The 23,560-nt window shown below is 49.0% G+C and carries 21 protein-coding genes and 3 pseudogenes; 8 read left to right on the top strand and 16 right to left on the bottom strand.

The genetic code is table 11. The features are described from left to right. Window positions 1-6: 6 nt before the first annotated feature. Window positions 7-1,314: a LuxR C-terminal-related transcriptional regulator gene (locus ACOQH0_RS23430; RefSeq protein WP_421512462.1), complete on the bottom strand. Its 1,308-nt coding sequence runs from the start codon at window positions 1,312-1,314 to the stop codon at window positions 7-9. Window positions 1,315-2,122: 808 nt separating this feature from the next. Between ACOQH0_RS23430 and ACOQH0_RS23425 the strand changes: the two genes are divergently transcribed. Further along, complete coding sequence (locus ACOQH0_RS23425) at window positions 2,123-2,251, top strand: hypothetical protein (protein WP_421512461.1); 129 nt, start codon at window positions 2,123-2,125, stop codon at window positions 2,249-2,251. A gap of 108 nt (window positions 2,252-2,359) precedes the next feature. Further along, on the top strand, window positions 2,360-2,794 hold the full coding sequence (locus tag ACOQH0_RS23420; RefSeq protein WP_421512460.1) for a tyrosine-type recombinase/integrase: 435 nt from the start codon (window positions 2,360-2,362) through the stop codon (window positions 2,792-2,794). Between the two features lie 668 nt (window positions 2,795-3,462). Here ACOQH0_RS23420 and repE read toward each other — a convergent pair. Further along, on the bottom strand, window positions 3,463-4,215 hold the full coding sequence (gene repE, locus ACOQH0_RS23415; protein WP_421512459.1) for a replication initiation protein RepE: 753 nt from the start codon (window positions 4,213-4,215) through the stop codon (window positions 3,463-3,465). 515 nt (window positions 4,216-4,730) lie between these two features. On the opposite strand from repE, the gene ACOQH0_RS23410 reads away from it, so the two are divergent. After that, window positions 4,731-5,114: a hypothetical protein gene (locus tag ACOQH0_RS23410; RefSeq protein ID WP_421512458.1), complete on the top strand. Its 384-nt coding sequence runs from the start codon at window positions 4,731-4,733 to the stop codon at window positions 5,112-5,114. A gap of 23 nt (window positions 5,115-5,137) precedes the next feature. Further along, entirely contained in the window at window positions 5,138-5,341 is a 204-nt protein-coding gene (gene hha / locus ACOQH0_RS23405) for a hemolysin expression modulator Hha (RefSeq protein ID WP_421512457.1), read from the top strand. A 59-nt stretch (window positions 5,342-5,400) separates the two neighbouring features. Here hha and ACOQH0_RS23400 read toward each other — a convergent pair whose 3' ends face one another. After that, window positions 5,401-5,775: a hypothetical protein gene (locus ACOQH0_RS23400; protein ID WP_421512456.1), complete on the bottom strand. Its 375-nt coding sequence runs from the start codon at window positions 5,773-5,775 to the stop codon at window positions 5,401-5,403. Window positions 5,776-7,733: 1,958 nt separating this feature from the next. Here ACOQH0_RS23400 and ACOQH0_RS23395 point away from each other — a divergent pair. Continuing rightward, window positions 7,734-8,165, top strand: a complete 432-nt coding sequence (locus tag ACOQH0_RS23395; RefSeq protein ID WP_421512455.1) for a hypothetical protein — start codon at window positions 7,734-7,736, stop codon at window positions 8,163-8,165. 301 nt (window positions 8,166-8,466) lie between these two features. Here ACOQH0_RS23395 and ACOQH0_RS23390 read toward each other — a convergent pair. The 10 genes and pseudogenes from ACOQH0_RS23390 to ACOQH0_RS23345 all read right to left on the bottom strand — a co-directional run bounded on the left by ACOQH0_RS23390 (window position 8,467) and on the right by ACOQH0_RS23345 (window position 19,669). Beyond that, window positions 8,467-9,674 (bottom strand): IS3 family transposase gene (locus tag ACOQH0_RS23390; protein ID WP_421512485.1). Its coding sequence is split into 2 segments (ribosomal slippage): window positions 8,467-9,353 and window positions 9,353-9,674, totalling 1,209 coding nucleotides; the frame shifts between segments, so codons are not numbered across the junction. A gap of 44 nt (window positions 9,675-9,718) precedes the next feature. After that, a complete protein-coding gene (locus tag ACOQH0_RS23385; protein ID WP_421512454.1) occupies window positions 9,719-10,150 on the bottom strand; it encodes a beta-ketoacyl synthase N-terminal-like domain-containing protein in 432 nt (143 codons plus the stop codon). Between the two features lie 402 nt (window positions 10,151-10,552). After that, on the bottom strand, window positions 10,553-10,915 hold the full coding sequence (locus tag ACOQH0_RS23380; protein WP_421512453.1) for a hypothetical protein: 363 nt from the start codon (window positions 10,913-10,915) through the stop codon (window positions 10,553-10,555). Then, a protein-coding gene (locus ACOQH0_RS23375; RefSeq protein WP_421512422.1) for an IS3 family transposase occupies window positions 10,878-12,025 on the bottom strand; the annotation gives its coding sequence in 2 pieces (ribosomal slippage) (window positions 10,878-11,788 and window positions 11,788-12,025; 1,149 coding nt in all). Before ACOQH0_RS23375 ends, ACOQH0_RS23380 begins: the two co-directional genes overlap by 38 nt. Before the next feature lie 59 nt (window positions 12,026-12,084). After that, window positions 12,085-12,366 (bottom strand): annotated as a pseudogene (locus ACOQH0_RS23370) (DUF2913 family protein); the annotation flags it as partial. 77 nt (window positions 12,367-12,443) lie between these two features. After that, window positions 12,444-12,749, bottom strand: coding sequence for a hypothetical protein (locus ACOQH0_RS23365; RefSeq protein ID WP_421512452.1), 306 nt, complete (start codon window positions 12,747-12,749; stop codon window positions 12,444-12,446). A 626-nt stretch (window positions 12,750-13,375) separates the two neighbouring features. Further along, window positions 13,376-14,401 (bottom strand): ExeA family protein, encoded by a 1,026-nt coding sequence (locus ACOQH0_RS23360; protein ID WP_421512451.1) that lies wholly within the window; start codon window positions 14,399-14,401, stop codon window positions 13,376-13,378. After that, the gene (locus ACOQH0_RS23355; protein ID WP_421512450.1) at window positions 14,334-15,995 is read right to left on the bottom strand and encodes an IS481 family transposase; all 1,662 of its coding nucleotides are present in this window, start codon (window positions 15,993-15,995) and stop codon (window positions 14,334-14,336) included. The genes ACOQH0_RS23360 and ACOQH0_RS23355 overlap by 68 nt, the downstream gene beginning before the upstream one ends. Further along, complete coding sequence (locus ACOQH0_RS23350; RefSeq protein WP_421512449.1) at window positions 15,979-16,539, bottom strand: recombinase family protein; 561 nt, start codon at window positions 16,537-16,539, stop codon at window positions 15,979-15,981. Before ACOQH0_RS23350 ends, ACOQH0_RS23355 begins: the two co-directional genes overlap by 17 nt. Before the next feature lie 232 nt (window positions 16,540-16,771). Continuing rightward, the gene (locus tag ACOQH0_RS23345; protein ID WP_421512448.1) at window positions 16,772-19,669 is read right to left on the bottom strand and encodes an RHS repeat-associated core domain-containing protein; all 2,898 of its coding nucleotides are present in this window, start codon (window positions 19,667-19,669) and stop codon (window positions 16,772-16,774) included. Between the two features lie 868 nt (window positions 19,670-20,537). Between ACOQH0_RS23345 and ACOQH0_RS23340 the strand changes: the two genes are divergently transcribed. The 3 genes and pseudogenes from ACOQH0_RS23340 to ACOQH0_RS23330 all read left to right on the top strand — a co-directional run. After that, complete coding sequence (locus tag ACOQH0_RS23340; RefSeq protein ID WP_421512447.1) at window positions 20,538-20,891, top strand: transposase; 354 nt, start codon at window positions 20,538-20,540, stop codon at window positions 20,889-20,891. Continuing rightward, complete coding sequence (gene tnpB / locus ACOQH0_RS23335; RefSeq protein ID WP_421512446.1) at window positions 20,888-21,238, top strand: IS66 family insertion sequence element accessory protein TnpB; 351 nt, start codon at window positions 20,888-20,890, stop codon at window positions 21,236-21,238. Before ACOQH0_RS23340 ends, tnpB begins: the two co-directional genes overlap by 4 nt. 30 nt (window positions 21,239-21,268) lie before the next feature. Next, window positions 21,269-21,520: pseudogene (locus ACOQH0_RS23330) on the top strand (IS66 family transposase); the annotation flags it as partial. 29 nt (window positions 21,521-21,549) lie between these two features. Here the strand turns inward: ACOQH0_RS23330 and ACOQH0_RS23325 are convergent. The 3 genes and pseudogenes from ACOQH0_RS23325 to ACOQH0_RS23315 all read right to left on the bottom strand — a co-directional run. Next, the gene (locus ACOQH0_RS23325; protein ID WP_421512445.1) at window positions 21,550-21,855 is read right to left on the bottom strand and encodes a DUF6508 domain-containing protein; all 306 of its coding nucleotides are present in this window, start codon (window positions 21,853-21,855) and stop codon (window positions 21,550-21,552) included. Window positions 21,856-21,858: 3 nt separating this feature from the next. Further along, the gene (locus tag ACOQH0_RS23320) at window positions 21,859-23,022 is read right to left on the bottom strand and encodes an ADP-ribosyltransferase (protein ID WP_421512444.1); all 1,164 of its coding nucleotides are present in this window, start codon (window positions 23,020-23,022) and stop codon (window positions 21,859-21,861) included. A 303-nt stretch (window positions 23,023-23,325) separates the two neighbouring features. Next, window positions 23,326-23,529, bottom strand: a pseudogene (locus ACOQH0_RS23315) (integrase core domain-containing protein); the annotation flags it as partial. Window positions 23,530-23,560: the final 31 nt, after the last annotated feature.

The raw sequence follows: 23,560 nt of genomic DNA, 5'->3' as shown, positions 1-23,560 counted from the left end.
AATCCTTTACATTGTGGTTGAAACATCAGACAGGCGATAAAGATATAAATACAGCTCAATGTTATTTCTGATCGCAAGTTTACGCATAAATGCACGCTTATGGCCGCCAATAACTTTTCGTGCACATCCGTATTTTTGCGCGATGGTGTCTAATGACTGTCCGTCGGCCATGAGATTAATGATTTCTTTCTCTCTTTGTGTCAGTCTGTAGCGCAGGCACAATCGGCAACGAACACTCGACGGCTTCACCTCGGGTAAAGGCACTGTACCTCTTATCTGTGCTATTGCCTTACTGATGGCCTTCCTGAACACGTGTATTTCATCATTAACATCGAGCGCAAAATGTATGCCAGGACACCGTGATTCCTGGTAACGTTCATTTTCTTTGCAAATTAAAATTTTGATTTGCGACATCTGCCTATTATTAAAACCATTTATATAGGCAGAGCAATCTACAGGGGTTTCACCCGTTTTTTTTTGTGTGATAATGATGCTGGCATTTTTTTCATCAGTGACCAGCCTGACAGGCTTATCTCTGCATTGATCCCGGGTACTTTTTACCAGCTCCCACAATAAAAAATGAAGACCTTCCTTAATGTATTGGTTGTCACAATCCAAAAAGATATTGCACGTACTGAATTGTGGAGGCTGACTGCGGAAGCTCTTAATATCAGATAAATAATAGTCCGGTATTGCCATCCTCACTTTTCTTTCAGTCCACAGGAAACCCTGACCAAGCTGAGCCCCCTGCTTGCGTGCCCGGAGATAGTGTGCGTATGTTTCAATACCTTCAACAAGCATATCTTCACAAGTTAATTTAACCTTATTAATCAATGCATTAAATTCATCTTTTTTATTAATCTCTGCCTTGTCTATTTTTATGCCATCAACCGGTATAACATAGTCTGTAAGTTTTTCTGAAAGCTCTTCTGTAATATCATCCAGCCAGACCTGCCAGCCGGTCTCTCTCAGAACGTGAATGCCAGAAACAAGGGACTGTTGCCCGATAAAATCCTGGGTAAAAATATTTTCCGGGTCCTGAATTTCTATAATGATTTTTCGATAATGGTCTAACTTGCAGATTTCTGCAATACATAATGGATTGATTAATACTTTAACAGGAAGATTCAGCCAGAATAAACCGTCATACTTCAGGGCTTCATTTAGCTGCCACATAAATATAGCCATGCAAGTTTTATCTGACAATGAAGGAAACCAGACTTCAGGATCTTCATCCCTTAGCCAGGTCAGAATTTCCCACCCTTCCGTCATCCCACTGCACAGGTTAACAACCGGCTGAAACCTGAGACCCATAACCTGATCCTGAATATCACGTTTTGTTAAGGGGGTCATAGCATGCGGAGGAAACATTCTGAGTAGTCCATTATTAAATACATAAACAATAAATTAAGAATTTTAAATACAGAATCTTATCTGATTATCTGTTTTATTCTTTGCTTTTTTTTAATATGAATTAAATACGACAGGGAAAAAGACCCTGCCAGCACCCCGCGATGTAATATTCTGTGAAACTGGAAAAAAGACTTACCGGGCGAGGTCTTCCCCTGCAACACCCGAAGGCGCGGAGGAAACCTGCATTGCCTGACCCAGGACACAAGAGGAACGCAGTCACTACACGGTGTGTACAGACCAGAGGCATGACGCCTTCCCCGTACGTACGTTTTCCGCTTTCTGCTAAATTTCAGGAAAACGCCCCCGTAGCTGGCACTTCCGAATGAAACCACAACATGCTGTACCCTTCATGTAGCGGAAAGGGCTTATCCAGGAAGGAGCCTTTTCCGATCCCCCTGATAAACTTTCTCTTTCCGGTTTATGGTTTATTTCTGTTTATTGGCATTATCAGAGAGCGCTCTGCGCGTTTTTTCGTGGTTTCAGGGGCCCGCAGCGGCGAAAATGGCGTCAGAATTTCACCGGATTGCGCTACGTGAAGAAAAGCAGGGTTACAGGGGTGTACCAGGCCGCGCGCCTCTATGTCAGGAGCATTATGAATCTGCCCGCTTTTGCACATCACACCCCTGCCCTGCAGGCAAGCAATACACCGGCACCTTTCGACTATCCCCGGGCGCTGTCACTGCGTTAGATGGCCCGGCACTACACCGAAATGCCAAAGTATCTGCTGGCTCCGGAAATGGCTGGTCTGCTGCATTTTCTGCCTGACTGGAACCAGCACGCGTACATTAATACGTTGCGGAACAACAGCGCACGTCTGAACGAAGCGCTGGCGCTGTGAAGACGGGACTTCCATCTCAATGATGAGATCCCCCAAGTGGTGATATGGACAGCCAAACAGCGTCGCTCAGTCGGTGGCCTCCCCAGAAAAGGAAAAAGCGCTAACCGTGTGCTCCCCCTTTCCGATCCTGATTATGTTGATGAGACGCGCCGCCTGTTTGCCAGTACGCGCGAACGGTTTGAGGATGACAGGATCACCGGTGAACGCCGGGCAATGCCGGTATGGGGTGTTTCGGACCGGACGGTGCGCAACTGGGTTGAGCGTGCTGTCGATGCGGCCGGGCGTGACGATGTAAGATTCAGTATTTCGGTGAGCCCACACACGTTCCGCCACAGTTTTGCCATGCACCTTTTGTATGGCCACTTACACCCTAAGGTGCTGCAGGGACTGATGGGGCACGAGAAGTTTGAGAGTACTGAAGTCTACACGAAGATTTTTGCGCTCGATATGGCGGCCAGCCAGCAGGAGCGGTTCTCACTCGATACACGTGACGCACTTGAGCTACTTCGGGAGCAGTACCGGTCAAAGCAGCAGTCTCCATAACGTGGCATCAAAGAAATCAAACTCATGCTGTTCATGACATCCGGAGAGTTCAGGTCGGTAACGGGTGACTCTGAACTTTCTGTGAAAGTGACAATCTGCCCTCCGGGGCAGACGCCGTAAATTCACAAAGGTTCTGATGGAACAGACAACAAACCATCTGTGACAAATTACCCTCATAACCGAAAATACGATAGTTTCTTCCGCAGATATAAAACAGTAAGACCAGGGTATTACTCTTGATATGTGTGTCATGGCACCGGACAGACGACAGCGTGATGAAGTGTGGCAAGTTGCCCTCAGGTTTGTAAGAACCTACGGCGGCAGGATTGTTCAGGAGGTATCTTACCGGATGCAGTAACTTTTGTACCCAACACTTCAATCAGCTCACTGAAAAACCAGTAGTTCATCACCCTGATGAAGATAACGCTGTCCACTCAAAGTTATATACCACAACTTCATGAAACGATATTATATATCGCCAGAACAGTTGCGATAAACAGCATTAACCACGCCTGAAAGAGTCATGTCTCCCGGTTCAGGTTCGCAGATAAAGTGACAAAATGCCCCCCGTGAAACACCGGGGAGGGGTAAAACACAGAGCTTCCCCTGAACTCCATTCAGACGCTCTCAGGCCCGACGGGAACAGGTATGAAAATGAAGGTGAATTGTCACAGCAGACGCTGATCGTCGAAATAAGTGAAGACAATATGCGTGGTCTGACGCCCTTTTTTCTTTTCAAGATAACTGACATTTATCGGTGTTCGCTTATTGATTTCCTCGATGACAGGAATGAGAAAACGACGGCGAAAGTCAGGCATTCGCAGATAACTTTGCGGCAACTGATATCGCTCGAGCATCCAGCTTACAGGAAGAGATAACACGCCAGAGCCGTCCGGCTTTCTATACTGACATAAAGACTCATACAGCCGCATGGCATAGGGATTGGTGATCTCCCGGGTTTCGCTGAGGCGAAACTGGGTAAATCGATTCTGAAGACCGATAAAATAGGGGATCAGATACGGATTGATGTGAACGCTGTACAATCCTCTCGCCGGACTGTATGCCCGTTTTATGAACCAGGGTAGCGATTCATAGCCTTTTTCATCCCCGTCATCTTCTTCAGGCCGGTATACCTTGATTTCCTTGCCGGCAAAATCTTTCAGCGCCTGACGGATATCCTTACTGGCTTCAGCAGAAGTCAGAGCGAACGTTTTTGCATAGTGAGCCACCTGAATTACACATATGCCCCCATGTCCATCCAGTAGTGCTCCGTCCATCCCCCTGATCTGCTCAACAAACAGATACAGCATCCTTTTCTGATCGCGGGTCAGGCTGTAGGCTGCCTCGGTCAGTTCGTTAGACTGGACAATCCGCGGACTGGATTTACGTTGTCGGGAATTAATTAGTGGTGTGTCCATCATGCCTGGCTCCCTGTCTGTATGTGACAGCCGCAGAGGTTGTCACTCTGGCGTAAACCTGTCAATAACCTTGTGAAGAGACCTCGTTTCAGAGGGCAATTTGTCACAGAGCTGAGGGTAAATTGTCACACCAGAACGGTACATTTAAGGGCAATTTGTCACAGCCAGAGGGCAGATTGTCACACTCATGAGTCTCCAGACCTTACCGGGCGTGGGCTGTGGAGAGCCTAAAAAGATTTGTAAAAACATAATAAAAAAGAACTCTAAAAACAGCCGGGTATATGTGGATAAGTGCGTAAGACGTCTTTATTTATATTCTCGCCATTGCGCTTCCTCACCTGTTCGCGGGCAAATGCCCGGTCACAGGTTTGCGGCGAGCACCTGAAGTTAATTCTTCCCGACATAACGCCTGAAAGGTGCATTCTGCATTTGCAGTGTCTTATATCCCGCACGTAATGCGAAAATCACGTCATTACTGCCCCTTCACACGACAGTTTTTATCGGGCATTACGGAGAATATGTATTATCTGTCGTACCCGCCAGGCAGGCTCAACGAAGGTGTAAAGCAGGCGTATAATCACCCACAATCGACGGCCATCTCCGTCCAGAAAAAGGTGGGTATGAGAAAGATTAACTGGAACAGCATCCGTTCAGAATTGACCTTCATCCTCAGGCTAATATTCTGTCGGGACAGACTAAAAAAGGTAAAAGGCTACCGGATCATCAGCACAGAATATTTCCGCTATGTGGCGTTTGCGGGCCCCCCCTCTCCTGACGGGATACGTTTTGTTGTGGATGCAGAACAGGCATTTATATTCCGGGACCAGATTGAAGCTTTCCCCTATCTGCTCTGCCTCGACAGCCGGTTCGTATTTGAGCCGGTGATACACAACGCATTCTGAGCACGATCGCAACAGGATCCCGCATGACAAAAACGGACTGGCTTATCAAATTACGACGACTCAATAATCGTGAATCACTCGAGAAAATCATCGATAAGAAGAAATATGAGCTCAGTGATGCTGAACTGGCTGTCTTCTGGGGAGCTGCCGATCATCGGCTGGCCGAGTTAATCATGAACAGGTATTACGATGAAGTCCCGATCAGTGTCTGGCGTTTTGTTGACTGATGGTCTGTTCACTCTCTGCCTCGTTGCATCCGCAAATAACCGCCTTGAGGCGGTTTGTGTTAACCGTTTGCGCGGCACTTTCGACACCAGCTCTGATTGGTCGACCCTGAAGGTATCGTTCTGAAACCAAAAAATAACAGCAGCTCTGTTGAGGTATGAGCGGTTGTTAAACGACATTTCGGGCATGTGTGGGGAAGCGTAACTTTACCTGACATACTGATCTCCTTATCTGATATCAAAATTGCTATCCTGAATGTCCGTTCTGACAATAAGTTGCCAGTTAATGACACTGTCAGAAAAGTACTGATGATGATTCCGGGGAAAGAAGGGAGCATATCAATATTACCGGGAATTTCCTTGCCGTAAATAGTACAGCGATGAATGCCTGATACCGGCACCTTTTCCCCCGGGCTGCCTCGTTGTGTCCACTGCATGTTGATCCCCTCAACCATTTGCAGGTACTGTCGTGTTCTGTGTATATATGCTGCCATTGCAATCTCCGTGCGGGTAAATTCCCCCCCTGAGGATAGTGCATATCGCGCTGATTTTATGTGATTTAGTCACGACATGAGGTGGTACGATATCTTGTAGCGGGCAGATCACCTGTATCACGGAGCACGCTCCAGAGTGCGGGTAGATAATATGCTTTTTCCGGATATTCCACGGTATCTGCAGGCAACCTTCAGGTTGATGAAACGGGTTACTGTGTAATCACTCAATCAGGGTCAGTTTATGCGGAAAAGGTGTACCAGAAGCACGGCTATCCCTCAGTGGAGTATCTTGCCAAAATAATAGAGCATCGGCAGTATGATGCCGGTTTCAGTCAAGTAAAAACTCCTTACAGGGCGGGATTCAGTAGACCGGGTACAGAATTGTCAGGGGCTCCCGTCCGGGAAAAGCGCACACGGTGATACACGGAAAGGGAAGAGTACGAACCAAAAAAAAAAGCCGTCCGGGAGAACGGCAAACCTCTTAAATAATCCCACCTTTAGTCACAACTGAAAAGCGTTCGCCCTTTTTAATGTTTTCCAGGCATGTTCCACTTTACCTAACAAACACGAACGCTTTTCATCTGTGGCTTTTTCCTTTACCGGAAAATCTGATGCCGGCAGCCCTTTTTGAGGGTATTAAAAATAACTGTAAAACACATACCATCATCCTGTCCTGATGATATATATCAGACAACAGTATGCGCTTTACGCTTATGTATCGGAACACTTCATAAAACCATCGCTACATGTTAACTCCAGAATTGCTCCGTATGCCGTGAATAAGCCTACTGATATGGATAAACATTTACCATTACTTTTTTAATCTCTGGCACAATATGAGAATTAATCATGTTTTTTTTGTCATTGCGACACTAAGCTCTGAAATTCATTAATGCGCCAATATCTGACTCAAAGAGATAATACTATTATGATAAGACTTAATTAATAAAAACCATCCTCTCATGATCCGGATAAGTCCCTGAAAACACAGATCTATGAAAGGGGATTGCATCTTCCCGCGTTCGTCACCAGAACGACTTCTTTCCCGCCCCGCCCCATGACAGCAGGCGTGAGAGTGGAGCGATGACATGATACACATCATGCTTAAATACAGACAATACCCTCCAGTTTTAAATTGTTTTTTGAGTAACTGCATAATATTATGACCCGATATATCTTACATTACCTTAAGTAACAGGTTAAAGAGACTGTAACGTGCCGGACGCATACATTAATCGCAAAACACAAAGTAAGAAAATAATATTTCTTATCCGGTCAGCCACGTATTACAGAAGCTGATTTGCGTCATCATTTAAATTCATTCTGCAGGCATTTTCATTCTGAGGCGAAAAGTCAGCCAGAACGCCCGATCGTTCTTCGGCCGGCAGTCCGTATGTAACCAGTGGGAGATTATGCAGCCCCCTGAAAATACTGCAAAAATCATACCGGCCTGACAGGAAAGGTGCCCGCATCCGGTCATCCACAGACCTCGCCAGTCTGAAGAAGTCAGTTGAAGTAGAGAGACAGTAATCGGCCAGACGGTTTCTAGTGCCATCCCGATCAGATTTCTCTGAACCACTCCTGCGTGCTAAACCTGACATGACAGGAAGTGATGACCTTCGTGAATTGTTTCGAAGTAAAATTGCTTCAACGGCAACAATAAGTGTTTTTGTTGCATTACAGTCATTAATGTTTTTTTAGCAATAAAGGTGACAAATTACTGTTTTATGCGCATCAGTCTCTTTCATCCTCCATAAAAATCCGAAAACCCTGAGAACCGGAAATTGCTGATGCAATGTGTTCAGACTCGAAATCCAGTAATAAAGCCCTCTAACCGCCGGTTAAATCGCAAGCATTCAACAGATATACTGATACAAACTTAGAGATCTCTGGTGACCAAAATGATGAAGACGCCACGGCTGGCGGGGCTCCTTGCTCTGGTGAAAGCTGAAAAACAAGAAGAAAATGAAGTTACATATGATTACGACTCACTAACACCGTCGTTAATGAATGAGAAGGATGCGCAGCATTATGTAAGGGCGTTAAACTTTGCATGTCATGAGCCTGATATTAAAAATATTGCTGTAACCGGCCCTTACGGCGCCGGAAAAAGTTCTGTACTCCTCACCTGGTCAAAGTACCGACAGGAGGACCTGAAAATCATGACTGTTTCTCTCGCCGATTTCGACATGCTCCGGGTTACAACGGAAACGGAAGACAAGCCGGCAGAGACTGGAATTAAATCAGAAAAAAAGGCAAAACAGCAGGAAAAATCGATTGAATATCTCACTGTTATGCAGGTTTTCTTCATAAAATCACTTTGGATACCTTAAAAACTTTTTTCCAGTCATCTTATGTATTTCTTCCTAATTCACTGCATTAAGCAGGCTTGTGTTTGTTAAATTCCGGAGATCCGAAAAAAGGAAAAGTCGGAACATGCGACATTGATGCACGGTATTGACTTAGTACCACCTGCATTGACATCCCGTTATACTCTGTAAAAACAGGAGGCTGGCGTGAAACTGAAAATGCAGGATCTGAGACTGTTTAATCTCGTGTTTGAGAGCGATGCCGGCTGGATACTCGATTTCTCCAACTGATCTTGACCCGCCATCTCCAGACAGCTTTTGTATCTTAAGTTAACGATGCCCGCAGGCGCCGGTATTCTCTCGGGGAGTGATATCCCAGTGCGCTGTGCGGATGGTTTTCATTGTAATGATTGAACGCCTCAGCAAGGTTCTGCAGCGCCGTTCGTACATTCGGTTTCGGCATGAACGCGATGTAGTCTTCCTTCATCGTCTTCACGAACCGCTCGGCCATGCCGTTACTCTGTGGGCTGCTTACTGCAGTCGTGCAAGCTTCCAGATTCAACTCTGTGGCGAACTTGCGCGTGTCATGCGCCGTATACGCCGAACCGTTGTCTGTCAGCCACTGCACCGGCTTTTCCGGGAGCATCGCTCCGAAGCGCTTCTCCACGGCTCCCAGCATCACGTCCTGCACAGTCATGCTGTCATAGCCGCCGGTGCTTGCAGCCCAGTCTATGGCCTCTCTGTCGCAGCAGTCCAGTGCGAACGTCACGCGCAGTTTTTCGCCGTCGTCGCATCCGAACTCGAAGCCGTCTGAGCACCAGCGCTGGTTGCTCTCCGCTACCGCGATTTTACCGTTATGCTCGCGCTGCGGCCGCTGTGGTTTGTCATGCGGCAACAACAGATTATGCTCACTCATCACGCGGTAAACCCGTTTGGCATTCACCGGTGGCAGACCTTCATCGCGAAGCTGTTTTCGCATGATCCCCCATACCCGGCGATAACCATAACTGGGCATATCGCTGATGATACCGAGGATGCGCGACAGGACCTCAGCGTCTGCTTCCTCGTCTCGCCGGAGAGTGCGCCCGTCCTGCCAGTCGGCAGAACGGTGAACCCGCATTGATAACTGCGCACGCGACACGCCCATAATGCTGCTGACCTGGGCTATTCCTTGTCCTTTGGCAACAAGGGCGCATGCGCTATCCATTTTCGGGTCTGGCCGTACTCCACGGCTTCTTTCAGGATCTCTACTTCCATCGTCTTCTTACCCAGAAGGCGCTGAAGCTCACGGATCTGCTTGTTTGCGGCGGACAGCTCTGATGCCGGAACGACATCTTCTCCGGCAGCAACGGCGGTCAGGCTGCCTTCCAGATACTGTTTTTTCCACTTAAATAGCAGGCTGGGCTGAATGCCATGCAAACGAGCAACATGGGAGACGGTCATCCCCGGCTCCATGGTCTGCCGGATAATGGCAATTTTTTCCTGCGGAGTCTTACGCTTGCGGAGCTCCTGCCCCAACAGTATTCCTGTCATCTCAAAATTAGAACCAGTATTAGACATATGTTTAAGCCTATCTCTTATTTTAAGATACATCTACTGTCTGGTGTTTCTAGGGGCCGCCCCACCAGGTCATTGGCCATTGCTCCGACAAATACACCTGTCCTGTCACCTTTTAAATCATTGATATTTAGGCCAGCATCCTCAATAGCGTTGCATACATTTGTGAGCACTAATTTTTGTTGAGGATCCATCATTGTGGCATCGTGCTCTGGGATATGAAAACGACCAGCATCGAAGTCTTCGTAATTTTCAATGTAGCCGCCTTTTACCTGAATATTAAAGGCTCGAGCATGGCTATGTAGGTCTGTCCTGTTTTCGGGGGGCAACCCAATGACCGGTTTATTGGCTTTTATTAGCTCCCAAAATGAGGAAGCATCTCTTGCTCCAGGAAACTGGCAGCTCATTCCGATGATAGCAACTGAATTTCGCCTGACATTTTCTCTCACCATGAGCTTTAGTACCTCTGAATAGATATTAACCTTAAATATAGGGCGGGAATGGAGAATGACAAAAAACACATGACACTATAGTAGAAACTTCTACGTTTTGTTAACTTTCGATGGAAGTCATCCGTGAGTTAATAATCAGGTGTAGCGGCTCGCAATCAAAATTTCTGGACTCACGCTAAGTGAAATGAGACTTGCCCTTACACCCATTTTGGCTGTCCAGTTCGGGTCTACCTAAAACATAGGTTCGCTTTGAACGTGGCGGAAACCAGCATTACGAATGTCTGATTTGCAAAACCCGGTGGTCTGGATTTGAAAATGAGAAACAGGTATGCCCGGTTTGCCAGTTACATCTGTACGTGCATCGAATCTGAGTCAGATCCCTGTTCCGGTTATGCCGATAATTCAGCCGAAGTTTCTGACAATAAGGTGCCATTCTTTATCGTTACTGACAGCCTCCCAGCCACAGCTTCTGAGCAATGCGTTCAGCCCTTCTGTTTGCCCACCAATTCTTGCAGGTACAGGGCGTAACTGATTTCCATCATTGCAGAAGCCGGATTCGAGAGCGCTTTTGAGTACGAATATGCTGTTAACGCCCGGATTAAGTTTGGCCTGCCGACGTCCGCTCCACTGTGTATCATTGAGTACCTGATACACCCAGTCATGCTGAGTCGCCAGTTCGAGTGCGTAGGTCAGACGAAAAAGGTCATTCTGAATCGCCACGGATAATCTAGACACTTCCGAGCCGTTGATAATATTGATTTTCATATTCCGTCGGAGGCATCTGAGCACTCGAACCATGCCGACGCTTACTGTTATAAAACATTTCGATGTAATCAAAAATATCGCTGCGTGCTTCTTCCCGTGTTGCGTAGATCTTTTTCTTTATCCGTTCACGCTTCAGTAGCTGGAAAAAGCTTTCTGCAACTGCGTTGTCGTGACAGTTACCACGACGGCTCATACTGCCCTCCAGACCGTGTGATTTCAGGAACGACTGCCACTCATGGCTTGTGTACTGACTACCTTGATCAGAATGAACCAGCACCTGTTTTTGGGGATTACGTCGCCACACGGCCATCAAAAGCGCATTCAGAACAATATCTTTTGTCATCCGGGGTTGCATTGACCAGCCGATAACTTTGCGCGAGAACAGGTCAACAACTACGGCCAGATACAGCCAGCCTTCGTGGGTTCGGATGTAAGTTATGTCCGTTACCCAACGTTCATCCGGTGCTTCCGGGTTGAACTGTCGCTGGAGCCTGTTGGGTGTCACGATACTGGCTTCATCTTTACGCGCTCGTGGGCTTCGATACCCGACCTGAGCTTTTATTCCGGCACGCTTCATCAGCCGCCAGACCCGGTTAATCCCACATTGTTGCCCGCTATCTCGCAAGTCGAGATGGATCTTGCGATAGCCATAAACGCAACCGGACTCCAGCCAGAACTGTTTGATTTGTCCTGTCAGTCTGAGATCCGCCTGATGCCGTGGTGAATGCGGCTGCTGAAGCCAGGTGTAAAACCCACTCGGATGAACATTCAGCACCCGACAGAGCAGACGAACAGGCCAATAACAGGAGTTGTCACGGATAAAGGCGTACCTCAGTCGGACAGCTTTGCGAAGTACGCCGCGGCTTTTTTTAATATGTCCCGTTCGTCAGTAACCCGCTTCAGCTCCTTCTGGAGTCGGCGGATCTCGGCCTGAGCATCTGACTGCTCTTTGTTGGTGGAAGAGTCCGGCCCGTATTTCTTTATCCAGGCATAAAGGCTGTGGGTAGTGATATCGAGACGTGTTGCGACACTGGAAACAGAATGCCCACGATCAACAACCTGCTTGACGGCTTCAATTCTAAACTCTTCAGGATAACGCTTACTGCTCATATGCACCTCTCTTTAAGTCATCTTAAATGACTCTGAGGTGTCTGTTAAACCTGTGGCGATTCATTCTGCTCACGAAGCTCTCCGGAACAGGAGCGCCAGAGGTAATCAAGTTTGTGTCTTAATCGTGCCCTGACCCCCAGAGTTCTGCCCTGGTTCAGTATCCAGTCAATATCGGTCGCAACGTCCCGTGTAAACCGGCGCTGTTTTTTGGCCTGAGCAAACCAGCGGGTAATGAAGAGGTTTTCCTGAGATTCAGAACTGACAGTGCCGTCCTCCCGGGCGGTATGAAGGGCAATCAGTGCACACCAGGCAAGATGCCCTGTTTTATATATGTCTCTCATGAGCGAATTGCCGGCAGAGTTAATGATTTCAATATTATAACCCGAATGCCTTAACGTCTCACCGGCAGAAGTTTTGATTAAGCCTGCGTGATTTCGGCAAATTCAGGCGTACTCAGTATTTCAGTAATACCTGAGAGTGCGTCCATAACTTCCGCTTTATCACAGGCCGTCAGCAAATCCATTGCCAGGATTTCAAGGCGGGAAGTGCTGGTCATCTGCCCCAGCATACCGGCGTGCATGGCCAGTGTCTGGCGTCCTAATTTTGATGGTTTAGCACCATCATCGATAAACAGGGACAGTATTGCCTGCTGTGCATCGTCTTCGAGCCTGGAATAATCACGTTCACGCAATACTTTCAAAGAGTAATTGAGTGTTTTCTCCATAGTCTCTATATCCATAACCACCTCTAACTATTGAATTTTCATCATACAGCGCACGGCAAAACCATACATACATAAAGGATAAACAAAGCAAAAGTACAGGCATTTTTGAGATGCACGAAGGGGCATGGGAGCGAAGCGATACGACCGCGCAGTATTGCGCGGGGTTTTTCTTTTCCGGCTCCGGGCTGAGTGAATCTCGCAACCTGAATTTTCAGATACTGGTCGGATAGGGGTCCGCTTGGAAAAGGGAAAATAACCTACGCTAAGACTACTTTTTAACCAAAGTATTAACGGAGGGGCTACGGCGTTTCTGTGTCCGAAACCGAGCAGTTACGTACACCATCCCGTTGCTCTGTCCGAAAGTAGGCAAATCAAGAAACGGACGGCCTGACAGTTCCGCACATCCCTTGCGGTCATGGGTTCCGCTCAACGGAACGAAATCACCCGTTAAGTGTAACGGCTCGCAATCGAAAACAGTCGGACTCGCAATCAGCGCAAATTTTGGCTCACATTAACTGCAAATCAAAAACACCCCCGGCTCACATTAAATGATAATGGACTCGCATTTATCCTGCCCGACTCGCAATCCAGTCCGCCGGGCTCACAATAACTGCAAATCAACATCGTCATATCGGCAAACCGACCGCCAGCATTCTGTCACGCAGTTCGGCTGTGCGGGCAGGGTCTAACTGATTGTTAAATAATGCCCTGATTTCAGCAGGTTTTGCATCGAACTGCTCCACCATGTCCTTCAGGCGGTAACCATGCCGCGTGAGCGTTGGTTCCAGGTCATCCAGTTGACGTGACAGCACGGATTCAACCAGCGTGGCGGTAATCGGTTTTTCACCTGTCTGGTATCCTGCTTCCATCGCCAGCGTCAGGTGTAACTGGACCTGCAACGGTGTTCGCAGTTTCATCGCCAGCAGATCAACTGCTTCGGTCGTCAGAATATCTTCCTGCTTACCCTTGCTGGTGCTGGTCTTCAGCAACCACTGGATGTATTCGCGCTGGCTGCCGGTGATCCCGTCCAGCGTAAAAATATCAGTACGATACCCGATCTCCTCCATCGTCGGACGACGCAGGTCATTACGCAGTTTTGGGTGTCCGGCCAGAACGACAGACAGCCGACCGCCACCGTCTTCAACCACTTCCATCAACCGTTTGAGCCCCGTCAGTGTATGACCGTTCAGGTCATGAGCCTCATCAACAAACAGTGCAACCGGGCGCTTACCTTTTTTGACCAGTTCCTGCAGCTCACGCTCGCGACGTTCACCCTGTTTAGGGATCTGCACCTGCTTATCCTGCGCCAGGTCGTAAAACAGGGCGTTAATCAGCGTGGCAAGACGGACGCTTTGTTTGTCCACCGACAGGGAACGGGCGACAATGATTTTGTTTTCATCCATCAGTTGCTGCTGCAGGCGTCGCAGGGTGACTGTTTTACCGCTGCCCACTACGCCACAGACGGCAATCAGCCGCCCTTCGCGTATCGCGCCCTTGATGTCCTTAATCAGCTGCTTATGGTGGGTAGTTTCATAATAGCCAGCCTGTTCAATTGACTGAACCAGCCCATAATGCTCCATCACTTCAACCCGCATGGTCTTCTCCTGATTGTCTGTTACGAAAATAGTCTCTGATGCGGGCGAGTACTTCACTACGGTTTAGCGTCTCAGTCAGAATATTGTCGATAAACGCCCGGTCTTCATCCGACATTCTGGCCAGTGGTGTGGCCAGATCGTCGGCAATAGCCAGTTTTGCCGCAATAACGCCAGGAAAGTGGTATTCAAATGTTCGGGTATCAAAAGGTTGATGCGGCAGCTCATCAATACGCTGAGTGTCATCATTGATTACGCGAAGATCGCTGCCGGACAGGGCGCTGACAGAGATATTCAGTTGTCGGGCCAGTGCATGGATACGATCGACCCGCTCCGCAGCTTTACCGCGCCTGAACGTCCGGTAACGGTGTAACGGGACAGGACCAGACACCGGATAATAAGGTCCCCACGTTTCACCGGAAAACTCCACATACATCTCTTCATCAAACAGCCCCCACAGCAGGATGACCGTTTCCCCCGCCATATCCGGTTCAACTTCCCATGCGGTGCCGTCTATCGTTACCCGCGCATCAACACCCACTTTGCGGGACTCAGGTTCCCGGGCGAACCGGCAGTATTGTTCCCAGTCGCACATATCTCTCACGCCGTCCTCGGGGATATGTAACAACCAGTCCTCCAGACGCGAGTGCTTCTCGCTGCGGTGACGCTGCGCGTTGTAACGGCTCAGATAGTTCCAGAGCCATTCATTGGCCTCCAGCTCTGTCTCCGGTTTATGGAAATGGTACAGGGTTTCATGCGCCTCTTTGACGGTCCTGAAAGGACGCTCGACTTTACCTTTTGACCGCGCCGTCGTCCGGTTGCCATCCTTACCTGCCGGTGCATGCGTCAGCCAGTCAACCTGCAGGGACTGCATCACATTCTGGAAGACATGGCTTTTGGCCACTGGTCCGTTATCGAGGTACAGCATTTTCGGGCGGCCCTGGAAAGGAAAATCAGACCTGGCCTTTGGTGCCATGGCGTTAAAGAGAAAACGCAGCGCTGACTCCGCATCCTCACCATACACACACCGATATTCCTGGTAAGTAACCCCGCTCCGGTCATCCACCACGCTGAACAGCATCAGTGTGGGTTCGCCACGGGTGGGGTCAACCCAGTCAGGCCGCTCGATATGTTTGAGGTCGGACGGTGACATATCAAACTGCCAGCAGTCATTGCTGTTTTCAGCCTGAAACCTCACCGCAGGAGGCTCCCGTAGCAGGCGGGGCTGGTCGAGACGCCAGCGGGAAAGCCAGCGATTGACGGTCTGCTTACGCAGCAAGCCCCTGGGACTTTTTATCAGTCCCTGAGCGGTCTCCACACCGTGCTCTTCCAGCAACTGTATTGCCCGCCCGGTTGACAGATGGCGACCGGATTTATTCGTGGTTCGCAGTTTTAGCGCGGCAATCAGTTCACAGTAATGTTCCAGTTCAGACGGGGGGAGTATCCGTGGCTGGCCATGATCGCGGCGGTGAGCTGTGCGTGGTCTGAGAACCAGACGAAGGGCGCGATAGACCGTCGTGACTGAAATACCATACAACTGAGCGGCAGCGGCAATCTGGGTGGCCCGTTCAGGGCTTTTTGGCGGCAGGCGATCGAGCCGTTGCCGCAGTTGCAACAGAGAATCAGCCGGAATAGCGCTACGCCGGCTGCTCATAATTTTCCAGCGCCCGGTACACTGACGCTCTCCCGATCCCAAGCTGACGGGCGATGGCCGTAGCCCCCATCTTCTCCGTGGTATACAGACGATATACCTCAGCAGGATCTATGGAAGGTTTCCTTCCCCGGTACACGCCCCGCGCTTTCGCCGCGGCAATACCTTCCATCTGGCGTTCACGTCGCAGGTTGGTTTCAAACTCAGCGAAAACACCCAGCATATCGAGGAAGGCTTTACCCGCTGCCGAGCGCGTGTCTACGGGCTGTTCCGTTGCCCTGAGCGTTACGCCCTGCTGATTCAGGGCATACACGATATCCTGCAGGTCCTTAATGCTGCGGGCCAGGCGATCCACGCGGGTCACCATCAACGTATCTCCGGGGCGCAGGAACTCCAGTAATAGCTGCAACTCGCTCCTTCCGGTCCGGCTGTTTCCGCTGGCTTTTTCTGCACGAATGATTTCACAACCGGCAGCGCGGAGAATTTGTGTCTGCAGGGTAAGATCCTGATCGCTGGTTGAAACGCGGGCATAGCCGTAAATTGCCATAAAGATGAGATCTGTCTCGTTTAACTCTGGATGAGCAAAACGTACCACCGGGATGGAATAAAAACAACCCAAATGAGACAGGAAAACTGTCTCACTGGATTGCCTTCTTTGGGTATACTCTAATTGGACGGCAGCTCCTACCACCTTGGAGTAGAGGACTTTATCTTACTAAAAACGAAACTCCCTGGGGCGGAAAAACCGCCCTGGTAAGCTCAATATCACTCTCCTGCTGTTATGATCGGGGTAACATTCTGGCTTTTATTATATATCGGTGAGACGTCCCATATCGCTCTGGGTTGTCCATATAAGACCTTCCTTCAGGAAGGTATTGTAGAGATGTTATCTTCATCCTGTTGTATAATGGAAACGTTACTTCACCCTCGGAGGCATATAATCCCTCGGAAACGCCAGCGTGTCCTGGCTCAAGGTCAAAGTGCCACATAATTGTTTTACCTGACACATAGCCCATTTTAGGGTCCTTTGCTGTAGACATTATAAGGGGAGATTTTACTTCTAAATTCATTGACTTCTGTACAGTATTTCCCCCTTCTGATTCCTTTATGAATTCAGCAAGCCAAGAATAACTATTAGATATTACTGGTGTGTCTCCACGGAAGGTTTCGTTCACATCAGCTGAATGATACCCAGCCCATTCAGCATCAATTTTCCCCAGAGTTTTTTGAACCTCTGTAAACTTGTCGTGGCTAATATCTCTTGCTGCTGGCTTCATATTTTTGCCAATTTCGGACCACGTAGATATAAAGTTGTCCACATCAGTAATTGAATCATAATGACTGATATTCAGCTTCTGTAAGGCTATTGTGAATGAAGAATAGTATGGATATTCCCCCCCCTGTTGTTTATATAAAGCAGGATCTTCCTTAATAACCCATTTTTTCTTTGCTACATTTTCCTGTCCCGGCAACAAAGGAGGCGGTGGTGGGTTTCCTCCCATCATTGGTGGAGGCGGTGGTGGGTTTCCTCCCATCATTGGTGGAGGCGGCGGTGGGTTTCCTCCCATCATTGGTGGAGGCGGCGGAATCATAGTATTGACAGGGCTCCTTCCATCGTTGTCTTTCCATACCACTGGATTATTTCTAACCATCCTGAACAAATTCAGCCCGTCCACCGTGCCCGCCGGGTCTGAGGAGAGCCACCGGCCCGCCCACGGCTGGTAGTACCGGTACCCGTAGTAGTACAGCCCCGTCGCGTCCCGCTCCTTGCCTGAATACCGAACTGTCTTGTAGTTCGCCTCCACTGCGCTGCGGGTAGTCCACACCGCAGTGCCACCATACGGATAGTATTCCTCCATGCTGATGATATTGCCGTCCCCGTCCAGCTCCAGTCCGATGCCGCCCGTCAGGTTATCGTAGCTGTATCTTATCTGGTCGCCTGTGATTTCTGGCGGCTTGCCTGATGCCCAGTGCAGCACCCGCACCTGCGCCCGGCCCGCCCCGCCCGCGGTAATCACCTGTAGGCTTTCCGTTTCTGTGTTACCGCTGGCCATGGTTCGGAGCTCCAGCCCCGTCAGGTACAGCGCACGCTGCGTCTGCGTGCTGTTGCCCGTTTTCTGCTCGCTGACCTTCAGAAGCCGCTGGCTGCCCGCGTCGTAGCGGTAACTCTCCCGGTCATCCGTACCGCCGTCACGCACCACCGGCGTCACCTTCAGCAGCTCGCGGCGCGGCGTCCAGACAAGACTCTGTCCCGGCTGCAGTTGACTCTGCTGGCCACCCGCCGTGAACAGCGCGTCCACGTCGGAGGGATTTTCCGTCAGCGTGCTCAGCACGCCCCGGTTGCTGCGGTCGCTTATGGTGATGTTTGTGGTGTAACTGTTGTTTGTCGCGGGGGCACTGTGACGGATTTGCGTCAGATTGCCGCCTTCATCATAGGTATAGCTACGGATATAGTTTGTAAACGCAGAGCTGTCGGTGGGGAGGGGAACGGTGGCGGAGGGTAAGCTGCTGCCCTGCTGACCGGCCCCTGCAATCTCGCGGCCGGTGGCGCTGACCAGTTGGTACAGACTGTCATAGGCGTACGTATTTTCCGGCACCACTTTCTGGTTGCGCCAGAAGCGGGTCTCTTCAGCGTCGTTGCTGATGTTCAGCACGTTGCCCACCGGGTCATACTCATAGCGCAGGTCCTGCAATACCTTCGCACCTGAGGCGTGTCCTGCCGGACGTTCCGTTTTAATCCCGGTCAGCCGCTGCGTCTCAACTTCATACGTGTACGTGGTCACCACGCCGTTGCCGTGCTCCTCGCGCAGCTTCTGGCCCGCTGCCGAGTACGTCAGGGAGGCGACGATGGTCTGCTCTTTTCCACCCTTCAGCGTCAGCCAGCTGCCCGACAGCAGGCCAGCCACGTCGTAGGCCACCCGCTGCAGGTTACCTTTTGCATCGGTGGTAGTCAGTACCGCGCCGGTGGCATCGGCCGTGGTCAGGGTAGCATACGCCTCACCGTCCAGCAGGTCGTTCCAGACGGAGGCATCCTCTCCCTGCCAGTCGGCCATGACGTCAGGATTGTCCGCGTCCTTCAGCAGGCGGCGGGTGACGGAGAGCGGCACGCCGGTAAGTGCCACGCTGTCCGTCTGTGTCAGACCCGCCGTGTCGTAGTGGCTGACACACGCACCGGCCAGGTTCAGCGCCTTCTCCTCAGCAGAGTCATCCGCATAAACGAAGCGCTCAGTGATGCGGGCGGCTTCGCCGGGGGGCTGTTCGGTCACGCTCAACGGACGTCCCGGCAGTTCTGCTTCCTCATACTGCCAGGTGCGGGTTACCGCCTGACTTCTGTCCTCCCTGCCATCACCGGCCGTGCTGATATTGCTGACCGCGATAAAGGGCCGGCCTGCGGCATCGTTCAGCGCCACAGTGATGCCGTTATCCACGCCCTGTGAACGCAGGACGTTGCCGGCCAGGTCCGTAAGATACGTGAGGTTCGCCAACCCGGCGTCGTGCAGGCGCGGGTCAGCGCTCTGCGTCAGAAAGCCGCGGGCATCGTACTGATGCCGGGTGATGCGTTCACTGGTCACGTCCGGGGAGTCGGGATGGCGGTGGTATGCGATATCGCGCACGCTCAGGCCGCGGTTATCGAGAACCGTGACCGTCGGGGTTTTGCTGAACAGCGATGTGCTCATGATATTCTCCTGTTTATGTTGTACAGTCGTTCAGGCTGCAAAGAAAATCATACAGCAATCAGGATAATTTCGCCTGGACAGGCGCTATAAGGGTGGGATTGGAGAAAGACGCTGGCAGTTAAATTTCATTTGCAGTTAATGTGAGTCCATCGAAATGGATTGCGAGCCGGGCTGGATAAATGCGAGCCCATTATCACTTAATGTGAGCCGGTGGCGTTTTTCATTTGCAGTTAATGTGAGCCGAAATCTGCGCTGATTGCGAGTCGGAGGGATTTCGATTGCGAGCCACTACAGTTAATCAGTCCAAGAATACATCCGCAGCCCAGAGACGGACATCTCAATTTAGCTACTACACAGCTAGACAAGGGAGGCCAGCGACTAAGTCTATTCAAAAAATGTACTTGTTGTGTGTTTTCGTATGATTGGGGCTCTGTTTGGGAAACGGGTAGAGTCGAGATGTGGCGCGGTAATTTTGTTAGGTCAGGCATATCTGTTGCCGCCTCTTTCGATTGACGGCGCCTTATTGTCCTGACTATAAATCCCGTTTCCAAACCCCGCTCATCGAACCGGACGTGCGCTTCTAACGCATCCGGCTCTCGGACAGAATCATGCCTTCGCCCACGGAAGCTGCGATAGATTAAATGCAATAACTTAAATGCGATAATATGGTGAAAAAATGTTAATCAACGCTTATTTGAGGGCATCGACGGAGGATCAGTTGTAAGCGTAAAGCCAGCGCCGTATGTAGCCATTAAGCCAGTGCTGGTAACTTAGACGTCCAACTGTTACAGACGGACATCTAAGTATGGCAACCCAATCCTAGCGAAAAGAACCTCGTAAAAATTATTCGAATGACTTCAAGCTACGTATGGTCGAACTGGCTTCCCGCCCCGGTGCCTGCGTTGCTCAGATTGCCCGCGAAAACGGCATTAACGATAACGTCATCTTTAAATGGCTGAGGCTCTGGCAGGATGAAGGCCGCATATCACGTCGCCTTCCGGCAACAGTCGAATCTTCACCATCTCCAATGATGCTGCCTGTCGAGGTGATACCTGACCCAGCGCCAACAGGTGAGACGAACACGGCTCCGGGTCAGTTCTCAGCGCTGAATGCCGTCTCCTGTTGTGTTGAGTTCCGTCACGGCAAAATGGCGCTTGAGAACCCGTCACCAGAGTTGCTGGCCGTGCTGCTCCGTGAGCTGACCGGGAGAGCTCCAGGATGATTAACCTTCCATCAGGTACCCGTATCTGGCTGGTTGCCGGGGTCGCCGATATGTGTAAATCGTTCAATGGCCTGGGCGAGCTGGTACAGCACGCTCTTGATGAGGATCCTATCTCCGGCCATCTGTTTATCTTCCGTGGCCGCAAGGGAGATACCGTAAAAATCCTCTGGGCTGATGCTGATGGACTGTGCCTGTTTACCAAACGTCTGGAAGAAGGCAAGTTCATCTGGCCTGCTGTACGCGACGGCAAAATCGCCATCACCCGCTCACAGCTCGCTATGCTCCTCGATAAGCTGGACTGGCGGCAACCTAAAACTGCACGCCTTAACTCACTGACGATGTTGTAAAAAGGTCATGACCACATTATAAATATGGTCATGAGTCAGGACTATCTCGCCCGTTTCGCTACGCTGGAAAACGCGCTTCGCCAGAAAGAAAGCCAGCTTAGCCTCGTTGCAGAGACTGAGTCGTTCCTGCGTTCGGCGCAGGCCCGCGCCGAAGAGAAAATAGAGAACGAAGAGCGTGAAATAGAGCATCTGCGGGCACAGATAGAAAAACTGCGGCGGATACTGTTCGGAACCCGCTATGAAAAGCTGCTCCGCCAGGTTGAAGAAGCCGAAGCCCTGCTACACGCAATTATTCCTAGTGTTGTGTCAGCTTAAATCAATGATTCAAGCTTTGATATAATTTTGTACATTTCGCCGTTTCTACACACATGAAGCAAATGCCCCTCATTAAACCTATCAAGTCTGATATGAGCTGTAAGTATTTTACGTAATTGTATTTCATTATTGCATTTATCAAATTCATTTAAATCCAGAGATCCTTTTGAAATTTCCCCCATCCAGTCAAATTTAATTAACACCTCGGAATGATAGAATATTATAAGAAACTTTTCAATTTCCTTCTGCCGTTGTGGAATTGAGCTTTTTAGCAAACAGACTTGATCTTTTAAAAAAGACATGAGTTACACCATATATGACTTAAGTTCATAATTATTAAGAATTCTTTCTTTACTTGTAATTCTCATAGTATCATCCTCATTTCCATCGTCAACAGAGAAAACCAGATGATTAAAACTTTTATCAAAAAGAATTTCTTCCTCTTGTGGAAAAATAGCGTATGGAGATATATCTTTACCTAATAGCCCATCAAATATAAGCCCCCAAGAACCAAAATAAGGAATATCCTTTCTTGAAGTGCTTGTATAACCAGCTTCAAGGACATCATTGCCAACAGCATATATTTGTTCAGCTCCTTCAAATGGATTCATCCTACGATAAGTTGTAACATTAACTTCATTCCCAAGGAAGTGGAGTGCTGTTGAGCATGCCTCTATAGCAGACTGAATCCGTATGAATTCCTCAGTGAATATGTCCCCCTTTCTCAATGCAGAATTCATGGGGCCGTAACCGAATGAAGTATAGAAATTAATACCTTTATGTTGTCTATCGGTGAGACCGGTCGAAGATACCTGAGTTATACCCAAAGTTTTTTTTTGCATATGAGCTAATGCATCTTGAGTTTCTGGAGTCATTGTCCATACGTCATCGTAATGTTTCACATGCGTCTCAAAATTAGCACTCAAAATATCAATGGTTTCATAACAACCTGCGATATTAACATTATCCCAACTATCTTTGGCAGAAAGAGACATTGAGGAATAAAAAGCCATTCTTAACGAATGTAATTGATACTCAACAGGCAATGTAGAATCTATACAATAGATTGCTTTGTTTTTTTTATCTTTCCCAACAAACAAACTTAGACTTTGATAGGCCGACCACAAGAGTTCTGGTGTTGATTTTGAATTCGCAGATGTAAAAAGAACAACTAGTCGACGGAAACTATAACAGCAGGGTACATTGAGGTCTTCTGTAATAATACATGGTAAGCTTGGCCTAAAATCTCCAGCGGGATTATTCAATAATCCCCCCACATCAGTTCCATTTTCAAATAAATATTTTAGTATTGGGTTTTCTAGCCAGTTATCATTACAAGTAACAATAAGGTAATCATATATTTCCTCACCTACTGACGTTAGGTCACTAACCGAGCTATAAGTGTACAAATTTACAGTACGTTCATCTTTCCCTATATGGTCGACTTTAGCTGTGTTATATTTTTGCATCTTTGTTCCTTGACTTTTTAAGTGGTTTTTTATGCTAGCAAAAATCACAGAAAACAAAATAATTAAGATGTTAAAATGTAGATAATCTTGATTTTTATCAAAGGGTAGGGGCAGAAATCCGTCTGGATGACGGTCTCAAAAGTGAACCTGCAATCCATTTTGAGTATATACGGGGATGCTTCGATCAGATCCCGGAACACATAGGCCTGATCCGTGTCTAAGACAAAACAGATCGTTCTGTGGAGTGGTCGACAAAAACTGGCCACCGTGCTAGAGTTTTCCACTATCGATATTCCGATTCACACCATTAAATTCGTGCGGTATTAGTGCGCTGTAATATCCAACGATATAGTCCGTTATTGCGTGAACTGCATCGCTGAAGCTTAAGTAGCCCATCACCGGCACCAATTCATTCTTTAGACTCCTAAAGAAGCGCTCCATTAGACTGTTATCCCAACAGTTTCCGCGCCGGCTCAGACTCTGTCTGAGCCGGTATCTCCACAATATGGGGGCTGACGCTCAGTGGAACGAAAACTCA

Source organism: Enterobacter sp. JS8-1 (genome assembly GCF_049187015.1).
In the GTDB taxonomy this organism is placed as follows: domain Bacteria; phylum Pseudomonadota; class Gammaproteobacteria; order Enterobacterales; family Enterobacteriaceae; genus Enterobacter; species Enterobacter mori.
Note: the sequence above shows the minus strand (reverse complement) of the source record. Positions and strands in the feature narration are given on the sequence as shown.